This is a genomic window from Staphylococcus sp. HMSC062A01 (assembly GCF_001836805.1).
Taxonomy (GTDB): Bacteria; Bacillota; Bacilli; order Staphylococcales; family Staphylococcaceae; genus Staphylococcus; species Staphylococcus haemolyticus.
Map to the genome: position 1 here is coordinate 1 of NZ_KV830610.1, position 13,654 is coordinate 13,654.

The following is a 13,654-nucleotide window of genomic DNA, read 5'->3' on the forward strand; positions in this document are numbered from 1 at the left end:
TTTATGATGTTTGATTAGCTCATAATACTAAATAATGTTTGTAACATTTAAGTTACTGTTTTGGAATTAACGTTGACTTATTGTCATTCAGTTTTCAATGTTCATTTAAAGTAATTACATTTATTAATTATATCAATAATCTTTATATCATGTCAAGAACTTTTTTATATTTTATTTTATTTAAAAATTCTTCTGTTCAAAACTTAATTGATTATTTCAACAAATAATATCTTATATTGTCTTGCGAAGTTTTTCAATAGTCAAAATTACACTTTCTTAACATTAATTTAATGAAATTAATTTCTGAAACAAGAAAGTTTACATTCGTTTTTGACGACTTTTATATAATAGCAAGTTTGCAAAGGAACGTCAATCATTTTTGCAAGATAATAATGGCTAAATTTTCACCTCTAATGTATTGTTTTGAATTAAGAGTATAATTTACATAATTTTTAGCATTATTTTGTCGATGGATCTATTATAAATACTAATGTATATGATTTTCGTGCTTAATAAAACATTTAAGGTGTGTCTATTTTTCACTTATAGCTAGTTTAATAAAAAAAGCAATGGTTTAGTACCATTGCTTCTATTACTTCTATTCTTCTTTATCTTTGCATTCTTTACAAATACCATATATTTCCATACGGTGATGTGTTACGTCGAACCCTGTGATGTGCTGTGCAAGTTGTTCAACTTCATCAAGTTGAGGATAATGAAAGTCTACAATCTTGCCACATTTCTCACAGATAACGTGATAATGATTATGAGTATTAAAATCAAATCGACTTGATGCATCTCCATATGTTAACTCTTTAACTATGCCAATACTTTTAAACACTCTTAAATTATTATATATAGTCGCAACACTAATATTTGGAAAATCAGGTGAAAGTGCTTGATAAATTTCATCCGCAGTTGGATGTGAATGAGATGCAATGAGATAACGAATGATGGCTTGACGTTGTGGTGTGATTCTTACACCAGCTCTTCTTAGGGCTGCAATTGACTCTTCTAACTCATGATTAATAGACTCTAATTCTGCACTCATATGATTCACCACTTTCTACTTAATAATAATTATTACTTGATATTAATATAACTGTTTCCAAAGTGTGATGTCAATAAGTACGAACGATTTCCGTTAATAACCTTTATATAAATCGACTCTATTCTCAATTACATCATTTTTATTGAGAAAATCTTCCAAATTCCTCTCAAATAGTTTTGTAGCATCACTTTTTATATTTTTGTCATTTCCTGTTATATGCGCTGTAATAGTCACATTATCTAATTTATATAATTCATTATTTTCATCTAATGGTTCATTTTCAAATACATCTAAATATGCATGGCGAATTAAGTTATGGCTTAAAACTTTTATGAGTATTTTTTCCTCAACAATTGTTCCTCTACCTACATTAATAAATAAACATGTATCATTCATAATTTCGAAGTGTCTCTCTGACAATAAATGATATGTTTCTTGAGTTTCAGGTAATGTATTAATAATAATATCAGCTTTATTTAAATGTGATTCTAAATCTTCTATTGTATAAATATTATCGAAACCATCTTTATGATGACCGGATTTACTTATACCGATTATTTCCAATTCAAACGGTTTGAGTAATTTGACGGTTTGTTGAGCTAACGATCCTGTTCCTAGTATTAATACTTTTTCATCGCTCAATCGTTTACCGGTTAGTTTAGAATCATACACTTTATTTACTTGATTAACATATGATGTGCGCATTTTCTTATAGTCATCAAGTATGAAGGATAAAACAAATTCTGAAACTTGTTTAGCCTGTATTCCCCTAGTATTAGTTAAAATAATATTTTTTTCTTTAATAACTTCTAATGGTAGATTATTAACACCGGTAGCATACCAGGAGATCCATTTTAAGTTTGGACAAGCATTAATAAAGTTCTTATCAACGCCACTATCATAGCCAATCAATATCTCTAATTCATTTTTAAGTTCTGTCGGTATATCCATTGCATTCTTGAAAAAGTAAAATTCTAAATCTGGATAGTTGTTTATAAGTGAAGCTTCTATTTCTCCTAATCGCTTTAAACTAACTATTTTCATTGATTTCACCCCAAAATTTGATTTAGTTCTTCAATTTGTGTTTTTACTTTAACCTTTTCAATGACATCGATAATAACGCCATCCTCATCAATAATAAATGTTGTGCGAACAATACCCATTGATTCTTTACCAAATGATTTTTTCAATTGATAGACACCTGTTGCTTTAGATAATTGAAAATCCTCATCAACTAATAAATCAAAATTAAGATTATGTTTTGCAATAAAATTTTGATGTTTTTTCTTAGTATCACCACTAACTCCATATATTTGAACATTCAAGTCATTAAATTGTTCTAAGTTGTCTCTAAAGTCACATGCTTCTGTTGTACAAGTTGGAGTATTATCACGTGGATAAAAATAAATAATTGTTTTACTTCCTTTTATTGTCTCATTAGTAATCCATTCACCATTCTGATTTTCTAATTTAAATTCTGGAAATTTTTGACCTTTTTTGAGCACCATATCACCTATTTCTTAATTATATTAATTATATGATACGATAATAAGGAATAAAATTAAAATAAGAGAGGTTGAAATAAGATGAAATTCACTGAGAGTGAACGTCTACAACAATTGTCAAATGAATATATTTTGGGTGGCGTTAATTCACCATCACGCTCTTATAAAGCGGTTGGTGGAGGTGCTCCTGTTGTAATGCGCGAAGGACACGGCGCATACTTGTATGATGTTGATGGCAATAAATTTATTGATTATTTACAAGCATATGGTCCTATTATCACAGGTCATGCTCATCCTCATATAACTAAAGCTATTCAAGATCAAGCAGCTAAAGGTGTACTTTATGGCACGCCAACAGAATTAGAAATTGAATTTAGTAAAAAATTGCGAGAAGCTATTCCGTCACTTGAAAAAATACGGTTCGTAAACTCTGGAACTGAAGCAGTTATGACAACGATTCGTGTTGCTAGAGCTTATACCAAGAGAAATAAAATTATTAAATTTTCAGGTTCCTATCACGGTCATTCCGATTTAGTATTAGTAGCTGCTGGTAGTGGTCCATCACAATTAGGATCTCCTGACTCTGCAGGTGTTCCAGAAAGTGTCGCTAAAGAAGTAATTACAGTACCGTTTAATGATATTGAATCATATAAAGAAGCTATGAAACATTGGGGAGAAGAAGTAGCTGCTGTGCTAGTTGAGCCAATTGTTGGTAATTTTGGTATGGTTGAACCACAACCAGGTTTCTTGGAAAAAGTTAATGAAATTACTCACGATTATGGTGCATTGGTGATTTATGATGAAGTTATTACTGCATTCCGCTTCCACTATGGTGCAGCCCAAGATCTATTAAATGTATATCCAGACTTAACTGCATTCGGAAAAATAATTGGGGGTGGCCTTCCAATTGGTGGCTATGGTGGCCGACAAGATATCATGGAACACGTTGCCCCATTAGGTCCGGCTTACCAAGCTGGAACGATGGCAGGTAATCCACTTTCTATGAGAGCAGGTATCGCATTACTAGAAGTACTAGAACAAAAAGGTGTTTATGAAAGATTAGATCAATTAGGAAAACGACTTGAAGATGGTCTATTAGAGCTAATTGATAAATATAATATTACAGCAACTATTAATAGAGTATATGGCTCTTTAACACTTTACTTCACAGATGAAAAAATCACACATTATGAGCAAGTTGAGAATTCAGATGGAGAAGCATTTGCTAAGTTCTTTAAATTAATGTTGAACCAAGGTATTAATTTAGCTCCATCAAAATTTGAAGCATGGTTCTTAACTACAGAGCATACTGAAGAAGACATTGATGAGACACTTAAAGCTGCTGATTATGCGTTTAGTCAAATGAAATAGCAAATTTTTAACCTACAATAAAGGAGCGTGAATTATAACGTTGCCTTTATTGTAGGTTTTTAATTAATCAAAACAAAAACTTGTATCTATTCAGTCTTCAAGTGTATACTAGTTTAAAATATTATTATAAAAATATATTTAAAGGAGCGTTATAGTTGAGGCTAGGAGCTCGTATACTAAAGACTGGTATTGCAATTATTCTTGCTTTGTTTATAGCGTCTTTCTTACCTGATAATGTCGGTTTAAAATCTGTAGCAGGAATTAGTGCAATTGTTGCTATGCAACCTAATATCTACCGTTCTATTAAAACTATTTCAGAACAAGCTACAGGTAATGTCATTGGTGCTTTATTAGCAGTCATAATGGTAACAATATTTGGAAAAAATATCGTTATTATGGGTGTTACTGTCATTTTATTAATTGCTATATTATATAAATTAAATTTAGCTCATGTTGCTACATTAGCTGGCGTAACAGCGCTTATTATAATGGGACAACATACTGGGTCATTCTATGTCACTGCAGCTTTTAGATTTATACTAGTAATGATTGGTGTTGTCAGCGCTTCTGTAGTTAACTTAATATTTTTACCACCCAAATTTGAAACTAAGATATATCACAACTCAGTGAATATTGCTTCTGATATTTTCATTTGGTTTAAACTCGTATTAAATGACGCATCTGACTATCATCAGATTAAAGAAGATGGAGAACAAATTGAATCACGTATATCAAAACTTGAACAGATTTTTAATTACTATAATGAAGAAAAAGCATTAACTAGAAAGGCTGCCTTCCAACAAAATAGAAAGAAAATTTTATTTAAAGAAGTTGTAGGCACTACAAGACAAGCTTATGAAGTACTAAATCGTATGGCTAGATATCAGAATGATCTTCACAATCTAAATTACAATTTAATTTTCCAGATAAAATTAGAATTAGATTCATTAACAGCCTACCACGAACAAATTTTAAAAAGCTTGTCGAAAAAAGCTCGTTACAATGTGGAACATTTTGATAATCAAATCATGAATCCTCAAAAGAAAGACCTAATGGATGCTTTTCAACAACAGTTAATTCAAAACCCTTATCAAGTGGAATATTCATATTCAAATATCATGCAAATTATTGCTACAATAGAAGAATATCGTTATTATTTAGAACATTTAGATCGATTAAGATTAAGTTTCTTCACTTATCACCGCAATGACACTGATATAGATATTGCTGATGAGGATTTTGATTTATAACAAAAAAAGGGGTTACGAAGCTTGTAAAATTTTCTTTATGAAATTCTCTTTGCTGACCCCCGACCACTCCGGCAAGGTTGAGTAGAATTAAAAAAGATTGTTACAAGTGCATTTTAACCAGTCAACTACTGCCAATATATATTCGAAGCCTGAGGCATTGAATTATGCCACAGGCTCATTTTTTACTATAAATTTTGTATGCTATATAAATGCTCATAAGCACCTTGTTTTTCAATCAACTCTTTGTGCGTTCCTGTTTCTACTATTTCACCATTTTGCATTACAATTATTTTATCTGCATGTGTAATTGTTGATAGTCTATGTGCAACAATGAGTGTAGTTCTGTCTTTACTTAATACATCTAATGCTTCTTGTATAATTGCTTCACTTTCTAAATCTAATGCTGATGTGGCTTCATCTAAAATTAAAATTGGTGGATTATTTAAAAAGATTCTTGCAATTGAAAGACGTTGTTTTTGACCACCAGATAATTTAACGCCTCGCTCCCCTACTTCAGTATCATAGCCATCATGAAGATTCATTATAAATTCATGCGCATTTGCCATTTTAGCCGCTTCAATAACTTCTTCCTCAGTAGCATCTGGGCGACCTAGTAAGATATTTTCTCTCACTGTATCTGAGAAAAGAATATTATCTTGTTGGACTAGACCAATTTGATTTCTTAAACTACCAGTAAGAAAGTCTTTAACATTATGATCATCTATTAATATTTCACCTTCAGATACATCATAGAAGCGAGGTATCAAGTTAATTAAGGTTGACTTACCACCACCACTCATACCTACAAAAGCTACTGTTTCACCTTTATTAATATTAAGATTTATATCTTTTAGTATAGTCGATTCATCTTCATTGTATTTAAAACTTACATTCTTCAACTCAATATGCCCTTGTTTAATTTCAATAGGTTGAGCGCCAATACCATTTTTTATATCGTAATCTTCATCCATCAATTGGAACACCCTATCCATTGATGCAAAACTTTGAGTTAGTGTCGTAAAAGAAGAAACCAATCTTCTCAGTGGTCCGAATAATTGTTCCAAGTATCCTACAAATGCAGCAAGTGTACCAACAGTAATTGAACCATTTATGGCTAAATAGGCACCGAATCCAATGACGATAATTGGTCCTAAATCTGTCACAGTATTAATTGCTGCAAATGAGTAAGCATTCCATGACGTATGTTGAAATGCTCGATTTAAGAAGTGTTGGTTTTTATGATCAAAGTTTTTAGCTTCATTATCTTCTATCGCAAAACTTTTAATGACAGACATACCTTGTACACGTTCATGTAAAAAGCCCTGTACTTCAGCTAAAGCTTGCGAACGTTTACGAGTCAATTTTCTTAAACGACCGAAGAAGAAATACACTGTCAAAATATAGAATGGGAAGATGAATATAGCTGCGAAAGTTAACTTAACATCTAGGAAAAACATAATGGATAGTGCAATGACAATTGTTATACAATCTAACCATATGTTCATTAAACCGGTTAAAATAAAATCTTTAGTTTGTTCTACATCATTTATCACTCTTGAAATAACTTGCCCTACCTGATTGTTCGCATAAAATCTAGCACTTAAAGCTTGCAAATGATTATATAATTGTTTTCGAATATCATATAAAATCTTGTTACTTGTCCATTGCGCAAAATATTGACGTAAGTATTCGATTGGTGGTCTCACAATTAAGAATATAAATAAAGCTATGCCGATAGCTACACTTAAATGTTGAAATTTTTCATTCGTAGAAAGTGCACTATTATTAATTACGCCATCAATTGCATATTTGATAAGTAAAGGAATTAACATAGGAATGCCGAATTTTATAATCCCGATAATTATCGTCGCTATTATACGATATTTGTAAGGTTTAACAAATTCTAAATAGCGTCGTATCATACTAGTCCCCCCTATAATTTTCAATTCAATTTTTTTAGAAAATTAATAGAGGTTGAAACTTTCAATTGCAAGCATCTCCTTTTGCAACTTTAAAGTAAATTCAACCTCTGCTTATTATTACTCAAGTACTATAAAACATATATGTAGCAATTACATCTTTTATGCTTAGTAATTTCGAATTTTTTTGTAACGCTCTTTCCAAACTTTTATAAAATCAGGGGCGAACGGACCTTTCTTTTGTTCTATCCACTGCTGTAAAATATCTACATTACGGCGTAAAATAACATCGATATCGTGTGGATAATTCATCTGATTCATGTGTTGTTCATACTCATCTTCATCTAGCAGATGATATTTACCATTAGGATAAACTTTAATGTCTAAATCATAATCAATATATTTCAAAGCTTCTTCATCACAAACGAATGGTGATGAAAGATTACAATAGTAATAAATGCCATCTTCTCTAAACATACAAATAACGTTAAACCAGAATTCTGAGTGAAAATAAACGATTGCCGGTTCTCGAGTAATCCACGTGCGACCATCACTTTCAGTAACTAAAGTATGATCATTTCCACCGATAATAACATGATCTGTTCCTTTTAAAATCGTCGTTTCAGACCATACTCGATGAATATTACCATCGTGTTTGTAACTTTGAATTTTTATATTTTCGCCTTCTTTAGGTATGGATTCTTTTACCATACTCCACACCACCCTTTTAGTAATTTTCGCACTTTAGATTATATCATAATTTTAATTAAGTCTTTAAAAATGCGTTACTATTTTTAATATAGCCTCCAAAAATCACCTATAAATTTATGTTTTCAACCATTTATATATTTATATATTTTATCCATTGATACAGGTAATGTATATTCATCACGGCGATTTAAATTCATCCACTCAAGTTTATAGTCTTCCATCATTTTTTTGGAAAGAGATACTGTCTCAATTACACTATATACACTAATATCCCAAGTCATATGAGTGAATTGATGTTTAAGTTTAAATACTATTTCCTCAGCTATCGATAGTGACATTCCTAATTTATTCTCTAATTGTTCCAATGCATTTGGTGCTTCAAACATGGGAAATTGCCACATACCATTTAACAATCGCTCTTGTCGTTGCTCAATTAAATATTCCCCTTTTGCATTTCTAACTAAAAACACATGTTGCTGAATCGTTTTCTTCTTTATATTTTTAGTTTTTACTGGTAGATTTAACACAGTCCCTTCTTTAAAAGCACTGCAATTGTCTTGAACAGGACAGAATAAGCACAACGGATTCTTAGGTGTGCAAACTAATGCGCCTAATTCCATCATTGCTTGATTGAAAGTACCAGAATGATGATAAACATAGGGCTGTAATTCTTTTTCATATGCCTTTCGTGTTGATTGCAATTTAATATCTCTTTGATCATTATTTAATCTAGACCACACTCGAAAGACATTACCATCAACGGTTGCTAAAGGTTTATTAAACGCTATACTCAATACAGCTGCTTGTGTATATGGACCAACGCCTTTAAGTTTTCCAAATTGATCTGGTGTTGAAGGAACAACGCCATTGTATTCATATGCCACTTCTTTTACAGCAGTATGAAAGTTACGTGCACGGCTATAATAACCTAAACCTTCCCAATATTTAAGCACTTCATCTTCATTTGCCTGACTCAAGTCTTCTATGGTTGGAAAACGGCTAATAAACTTATGATAGTAGTCAATAACGGTTTTAACTTGTGTTTGTTGAAGCATAACCTCACTCAACCAAATATAATATGGATTAGAAGTCTCACGCCAAGGCATTTCTCTTTGATTTTCATTAAACCACTGTATTAAATTCTTTTTAAATGTAGATTCATTTAACATATTTACATCCTTTCCAATCTCATTATTTATTTCATCTAATCGGTTTATAGCAAACTAATAGTTTTTTAATAAGTTTCTTAATTTCGTTATTTCAATTTTTAGATTATAATATATATTAAATTAACATGAAAAGAGTGAACGTTATGGATACAGCCACGCATATAGCAATAGGTGTTGGATTAACTGCTCTAGCTAGTCAAGATCCAGCTATGGCAAATACTATGGCAGCTACTGCTACAACCTTAATTGCCGGATCGTTAATTCCAGATGGTGACACCGTTTTAAAATTGAAAAATAACGCCACATATATTTCACACCATCGTGGTATCACTCATTCTATACCATTTACAATTTTGTGGCCTATACTAATCACATTTATTATTTATGTTTTATTCCCAGGAGTAGATACAACGCATATATGGTTATGGGCACAGTTAGCAGTATTTTTACATGTGTTTGTTGATATATTTAATTCTTATGGTACTCAAGCTTTGCGTCCACTCACAAACAAGTGGATTCAATTAAGTGTTATTAATACATTCGATCCAATCATATTTATTATACTTTGTGTAGGGATTGTCGTTTGGTTATTCGGTGTACATCCATTCATAGTATTCTTTCCAATTATTGGTATGCTCATCATTTATTATATTATTCGTTTCAAAATGCAGAGTATCATTAAAAAGCAAGCATTAAGCCAGATAAAAGCACAACATAATCCTGTTAAAATATTTGTGGCACCTACGATGAAATTCATGGAATGGCGCGTTGCTATTCAAACTGAAGAACATGATTATGTTGGAAGAGCATTTGGTCGATATGTTGTCTTTAGTGATAAAGTTAAACGACAAAAATTTTCTCCAGACACTTTACTCTGGCAGATTAAAAGTAATAAAGACATTAGAACATTTCTGAACTTCTCATCAATTTATCGATGGCAAACTCGTAAGCTAGATGACGATACTACAGAAGTTCGTCTAATAGATTTACGCTATTTAAATAAAGGGCACTATAGTTTTGCAGCAATAGCACATGTCGATAATGATAACAATATAGATCACTCATATATAGGATGGGTTTTCACTGAAGAAAAATTACAAAAAAAATTATATTCTAATTAAATTTTAAAAAGAGTGAACCAGAACCATAAACGACACTATGATTCTGATTCACTCTTTTATTTATTTTTTTGTCGAAATTATATTAGAGGAGTATTTATATTTTGAATGTGCTACATATCTCATAAGCATAAAATTAATTGCTCCAATCGTTACTATTATTAAAATGAAATAGATATGATATGAAATATTATACATATTCACTTCACCATAAATCGTAGAAGTCGCTAATCCATCAATTAAATAAAACAGAGGATTTAACTTTAACAATTGAATCATTAAATTCTCATTTGCAGAAGGAATAAAAATAATAGGCACTATAAAAAAGTTTATAACTACAGCTAACAAGAATATCATAGTCATATTTTTATATATAATATCTAACAATCCTAAAGTAACAGATATGAATATTATAAATAGAATCATCATTATATAAAATACAATAAATGCAATGAAAGATGCATCGAAATTCACTGGTTTAAACAATAAAGTAATAATTGATAATATACAACAAATAGAACTTCCGATAAGTGTGTTCGCAACTGTAGTTATCAATGGTGTTGATTGGAACGACTTAGTTATTAAATAATCTTGACTATACTCTTTAAAAGATTTAAAAATTGTCGCAAACATTGTAGCAAATGTAATCATAGCAAAAATTCTATATAACCACCTAGCTTTACTAAGATCTTCAATCTCGATAAACGACAGCATAATTAGTGCTATTAATACTAAGACAAGTTCAACAATTAAGAGAATTGCAAACCATTTCCAAGTATCTATTATACGTTGCTTAGTAAACTTTATTAGTGATGGGAAAAGTTTTATATATAATAAAATGTTATCTATCATTTTTACACCTACAATTCAATGTATATCCACTTACTATTTTTCATATCTGCGATAAAATATCCATCACCTGACTTAACAATCCATATATCTTGATTAATATGATATTTATCTTTAAATTCATCTTTATTAATTATTGGAAAAACAAATCCTGTTAATTTGTCTTGATCATTAAATAACATTTCTACTGGTTGTTGCGTTACTCCTACAACATATCTAGAATCCTTATCGGGAACAAGTGATTTTTTAACTCGATCATGTTTTTTATGTAAATGGCTATTATAATAATCTACAAAATTACTATAATTTGATTTCATATATGGAGATAATTTTTTAAATGAATGCGACTCATATAAAGCTGCTGGGTTAAAATATTGTAGTTTATGTTTTTCTACAACATAATCTTGATTATCGATATTAACACGATATTTTTTTGAATTTTCACCTGTTATTGTTAAAAATGCGTATTTAGGAACTTTTGTATTAGAATCACCATTTAACGTTATCGAGTCGTCTAATACGATTCCATATGCCAATTTTTCCTCAAATGGGTCTTTATTTTCAACTTTCTTTTGAGCTTCAATTATAGGAACATCAAAGCGCCCAATGTTGTTAATGACTAATGCTCCAACGATGGCCAAACAAATCAAGCTTGCAATCAAAATTGTCCAAAACCTCACGACAAAATCAGGAACTTTCGCATGTCTATATCTTTCTACTCTTTTAAAGTTATAGCTCATTTCAGGGAGTCGGCTACGACTTTCTTTCCAATCTAAATCAAAATTTTGCTGTTCTTCATCATTTCCTATACTCATTCGATCTTGCTCATGTTCTTTAAACACAGGTAAAACTTGATTTAGTGAACCTTCCATCCTCACTTGCCCATGTGAAATCCATGCTACATAATTACTTACTTTTTCAACTTTTTCAAGATCATTATCGATGAATACTAACGAATTATTATCGTTAACATAGTCTTTCGATAATTGTTTTGCTTTCTCTAAAAAGTCTTCATCAAGATGTTCAATGATATGGTTAAAAATAATCAATTCTTTTCGACATACACGTGCAATGCTTAAGATTAATTGTGCAAAATCAGAGTGACTAAGCATATTTATATTAAACGTAGACTTATCATCTAAATGTGCAAATTTGATAATTTGATCAACACTGTGCGATGTTGTTTCGTAAGAAAATAATCTTTGAATTTCTTTTACATATTGTCGCACTGTTATATGTATTAAATGTTTGTCTTTTATATCACCATAATAAGTAGAGACCGATTTATTAATTTTACCTCTATCAGGTTTAATGTCACCAGCCATTATCCTACCTAATAAAGTTTTAGAAGCCCCTGGCTCGCCAATAATAGCTAAAGCCTCACCTTGATATATATGTAGTGAAATATTGTTTAATTCTATGTCTTCTGCGGCATAACCAAATGGTAAATACCACTTTCTATTTTTCTTACTTCTATAATAATGCGTGACATTGAGCATTTTTAAGACTATTGAACTTCCCATTCATGTTACATCCTTCTAAATTTTTAATAAAGCGAGTGGCAATCCTTCTTCAGGAGTCTTACTATTAATTCTATATCCCCATGCAAATACACCTTTTAATCGTTCGACTTTGAAGTATTGGTCGCTTCCATCATTAAGTTTATACATTCTACCAAGCACTACCTTAGTACGATCGACTAAGTAACTTTCAGCAATGATGACTTTACTTTGATATACATCGTACTCATTCATGATGCCATTCATTTCAGCTTTACGCATTTTTTCTTTATATGTTTGTATTTCATGTCTTAATTCTTGCTCAGACATTTCACTTAGCTTTTTATCATTCATCAGAAATACCACTTTCTTCTAATTTTAATTTAATTTTATCATATTTATATCCTTTTCTCATAAGTGACTCTATCGTCTTCATTACTAATTGTTGTCCGTCATACTTACGCCTTTGTTTTGTATATACTTTTTCAAGATCTTTTTGCAATAAATCATCTAATATATTTTCATCTTGTTCAAAATTTAATTCAGCTATTGCCTGTTGTGCAACATCCATAGAATATCCTTTTTGAATCAGACTTTGAAGTACCTTTTGACGTATTTTAATTTCAGGGCCTTTTTTAGTTTTCATAACTTTTTTGGCAACTTCAATTACCGCTTCAAATGATTGCTCTTCTTCGTAAATCGGAACATATGTATTTATAATATTAGGTTCAATTCCAACTTGATATAATTTCTGTCTATAAATTTCAGGACCTTTGTCAGTAGTGTTTATCATGGTATTCTTTAAGCTTTCAGCATAATCTTCATGGTTAATATACGATTCTTTGTAACAATAATCTATAACTTGTTGGATTGCTATGTCACTTATTTCATTTTGTTGCAAGTGTTGTCGCACTTCTTTTTCAGTTCTTTTTTTATATGATAAGTATTGAATTGCCATATTAATACCTAAACGATAATGCTCATACTTTTGAATATTCTCCATATCTGATGGCTCAAGAATTTGACCTTTTTTTAAATTAAACTTTACAAGTGTATCGATATCTATTCCCATTTCAAATACTTCATCCAAGAATAAATTAAATCGCTCTTTGTTATTCTTTTGTACTTCTATTTTCGTAATTTTAGTCATATACCCACCACCTTAACTTCTAAATATGTTCTCTTTTAATTCATTCAGTTTAAAATATTCTA

General features: G+C 30.6%; 13 protein-coding genes. 3 read left to right on the forward strand and 10 right to left on the reverse strand.

Annotated elements, in window-relative coordinates; all coding sequences use genetic code 11:
- Window positions 1-598: 598 nt before the first annotated feature.
- From perR to bcp, 3 genes are all read right to left on the reverse strand, one after another.
- Complete coding sequence (perR, locus tag HMPREF2715_RS03600) at window positions 599-1,051, reverse strand: peroxide-responsive transcriptional repressor PerR (protein WP_070582103.1); 453 nt, start codon at window positions 1,049-1,051, stop codon at window positions 599-601.
- Between the two features lie 93 nt (window positions 1,052-1,144).
- Complete coding sequence (locus HMPREF2715_RS03605) at window positions 1,145-2,095, reverse strand: NAD(P)-dependent oxidoreductase (RefSeq protein WP_053025436.1); 951 nt, start codon at window positions 2,093-2,095, stop codon at window positions 1,145-1,147.
- 5 nt (window positions 2,096-2,100) lie between these two features.
- Complete coding sequence (bcp, locus tag HMPREF2715_RS03610) at window positions 2,101-2,556, reverse strand: thioredoxin-dependent thiol peroxidase (RefSeq protein WP_053025439.1); 456 nt, start codon at window positions 2,554-2,556, stop codon at window positions 2,101-2,103.
- Between the two features lie 81 nt (window positions 2,557-2,637).
- Here bcp and HMPREF2715_RS03615 point away from each other — a divergent pair, with 81 nt between their 5' ends.
- Together HMPREF2715_RS03615 and HMPREF2715_RS03620 are read left to right on the forward strand one after the other, a co-directional pair.
- The gene (locus HMPREF2715_RS03615) at window positions 2,638-3,927 is read left to right on the forward strand and encodes a glutamate-1-semialdehyde 2,1-aminomutase (RefSeq protein WP_053025441.1); all 1,290 of its coding nucleotides are present in this window, start codon (window positions 2,638-2,640) and stop codon (window positions 3,925-3,927) included.
- A 155-nt stretch (window positions 3,928-4,082) separates the two neighbouring features.
- Entirely contained in the window at window positions 4,083-5,177 is a 1,095-nt protein-coding gene (locus tag HMPREF2715_RS03620) for an FUSC family protein (RefSeq protein ID WP_011275398.1), read from the forward strand.
- A gap of 185 nt (window positions 5,178-5,362) precedes the next feature.
- Here the strand turns inward: HMPREF2715_RS03620 and HMPREF2715_RS03625 are convergent, their stop codons facing one another.
- From HMPREF2715_RS03625 to mutY, 3 genes are all read right to left on the reverse strand, one after another.
- Window positions 5,363-7,099, reverse strand: a complete 1,737-nt coding sequence (locus tag HMPREF2715_RS03625; RefSeq protein WP_070582101.1) for an ABC transporter ATP-binding protein — start codon at window positions 7,097-7,099, stop codon at window positions 5,363-5,365.
- A gap of 165 nt (window positions 7,100-7,264) precedes the next feature.
- Window positions 7,265-7,807, reverse strand: coding sequence for a nucleoside tri-diphosphate phosphatase (locus HMPREF2715_RS03630; protein WP_011275396.1), 543 nt, complete (start codon window positions 7,805-7,807; stop codon window positions 7,265-7,267).
- 122 nt (window positions 7,808-7,929) lie between these two features.
- Window positions 7,930-8,976, reverse strand: coding sequence for an A/G-specific adenine glycosylase (mutY, locus tag HMPREF2715_RS03635; RefSeq protein ID WP_070582100.1), 1,047 nt, complete (start codon window positions 8,974-8,976; stop codon window positions 7,930-7,932).
- 143 nt (window positions 8,977-9,119) lie between these two features.
- On the opposite strand from mutY, the gene HMPREF2715_RS03640 reads away from it, so the two are divergent.
- Entirely contained in the window at window positions 9,120-10,097 is a 978-nt protein-coding gene (locus tag HMPREF2715_RS03640; protein WP_070582099.1) for a metal-dependent hydrolase, read from the forward strand.
- A gap of 60 nt (window positions 10,098-10,157) precedes the next feature.
- Here the strand turns inward: HMPREF2715_RS03640 and HMPREF2715_RS03645 are convergent, their stop codons facing one another.
- The 4 genes from HMPREF2715_RS03645 to recX are packed head-to-tail and all read right to left on the reverse strand — an operon-like array spanning window position 10,158 to window position 13,592.
- Entirely contained in the window at window positions 10,158-10,946 is a 789-nt protein-coding gene (locus HMPREF2715_RS03645; RefSeq protein ID WP_070582098.1) for a teichoic acid transporter, read from the reverse strand.
- A gap of 8 nt (window positions 10,947-10,954) precedes the next feature.
- Window positions 10,955-12,466: an ATP-binding cassette domain-containing protein gene (locus HMPREF2715_RS03650; RefSeq protein WP_070582097.1), complete on the reverse strand. Its 1,512-nt coding sequence runs from the start codon at window positions 12,464-12,466 to the stop codon at window positions 10,955-10,957.
- Window positions 12,467-12,481: 15 nt separating this feature from the next.
- Window positions 12,482-12,796: a YfhH family protein gene (locus HMPREF2715_RS03655; RefSeq protein WP_053017412.1), complete on the reverse strand. Its 315-nt coding sequence runs from the start codon at window positions 12,794-12,796 to the stop codon at window positions 12,482-12,484.
- Window positions 12,789-13,592 carry a recombination regulator RecX gene (gene recX, locus HMPREF2715_RS03660; RefSeq protein ID WP_070582096.1) on the reverse strand — a complete coding sequence of 268 codons (804 nt, stop codon included), beginning with the start codon at window positions 13,590-13,592 and terminating at the stop codon, window positions 12,789-12,791. Before recX ends, HMPREF2715_RS03655 begins: the two co-directional genes overlap by 8 nt.
- Between the last annotated feature and the right edge of the window lie 62 nt (window positions 13,593-13,654).